Annotated in this window: 2 protein-coding genes; both read right to left on the bottom strand. The window is 40.1% G+C overall.

Annotated elements, in window-relative coordinates; genetic code table 11:
• Nucleotides 1-73: 73 nt before the first annotated feature.
• Nucleotides 74-553 (bottom strand): type VI secretion system tube protein TssD, encoded by a 480-nt coding sequence (locus J8X26_RS27020; RefSeq protein WP_208952599.1) that lies wholly within the window; start codon nt 551-553, stop codon nt 74-76.
• A 194-nt stretch (nt 554-747) separates the two neighbouring features.
• Nucleotides 748-1,149: a hypothetical protein gene (locus J8X26_RS27015; protein WP_208952598.1), complete on the bottom strand. Its 402-nt coding sequence runs from the start codon at nt 1,147-1,149 to the stop codon at nt 748-750.
• Nucleotides 1,150-1,245: the final 96 nt, after the last annotated feature.

Genomic DNA, 1,245 nt, shown 5'->3' with positions numbered 1-1,245 from the left:
CTACAGGATCGGGAATGTGGTGATCTGATCCTGATTACGGCCAAAAGTTCGATTTATTCAACAAAGCCCCTGCTTATGCAACACAGCGGTTATTCCACGAATCTTTAAATATAATATTTCCTTCGCAACACTTCCACGTAATAACTTCATATCGCATTTGGATTGTTTCAAAATGCGTTCCCGTCTGTCCACCTTGGTATAGGTTCGGTGTAATTGAAGTTATTTTTACATTTTCAAGAATTATATTAAAATACTCGGATTCGATGCCTGCATCTAAGATCTGGTACATCTTAAATGTTGCGGATTTCATGGTAAGACCCTGGCTCAGTCCTTTGTATAAAAGCGGTGTAACCTTATCAAATTCCTTTTGAAATGATAAAGGTGAATGTACACGCGTTCCCGTTAATCGTCCCGTATTCGAGTCGGTTGGGATCTGTACATTATGAGTCAAAGACTTTAATTCTATGGCTCCGACTCGACCAGAAACTAAAGAACCGCCTATAACAGGTGATCCATTTTCATCAGTTAACCATAAATATTCTGGATTTGACATTTTACATCCTTATAAATTGAATAATTTCAAATAACTACATTGGAAAAAATTTATCTAATAATTTACCCAGAAGATATATGCTGACTGCAAGCGTAAAAATAGAAAGTAGTCTCATTGTCCAGGTTTCGAAGTGGAAAAAGAAATATATTCCCAACCAGACAGCAATCGTGCCTACCAACGCACCTAATATCCCCTTAATAATGCCCATGGTCGCCACTCACTTTAGATTCTACACGTTCCAGTATGTTATCAAAGGCGGGAATTCCCTGTTGTCGTCTTACGATCAGAGCATCCACAAAGGGTTTAAGTGCCGGTTCAAACATAAAGTAGAGTAAGTCATAATCTTTTGCACGCAGCACCTGATATAATTCAGGTTCGTCTATGCTGAGCTGTTCCGATGTTCTTATACAGCGCTCCTTCATTCCTCCTATAAGCAAAATGTTACCTACAGCCCCACCCCGCAGAGCTACTGTCCAGCCAGCCCGCTGAGCAATTGCCTTAGCTATCGTTGATGAAATCGCAGAATTAGTAACGGCACGCCCTATTATTGAGAATGAGCCACGGCTCAACACCTTGTTTTGTTTACTTACAGACACATATTGATCAAACTTTGAGAAAACAATGGCTTTGTTGAATAAATCGAACTTTTGGCCGTAATCAGGATCAGATCACCACATTCCCGATCCTGTAGC

It is taken from the genome of Rahnella sp. ChDrAdgB13 (assembly GCF_017655185.1).
GTDB lineage: Bacteria > Pseudomonadota > Gammaproteobacteria > Enterobacterales > Enterobacteriaceae > Rahnella > Rahnella contaminans.
This window is presented reverse-complemented; position numbering and strand designations above follow the sequence as displayed.

Bases quoted from the DNA above. Each gene is read 5' to 3' on its own strand.
- J8X26_RS27020 (WP_208952599.1), bottom strand. From the start codon at position 553: ATGTCAAATCCAGAATATTTATGGTTAACTGATGAAAATGGATCACCT.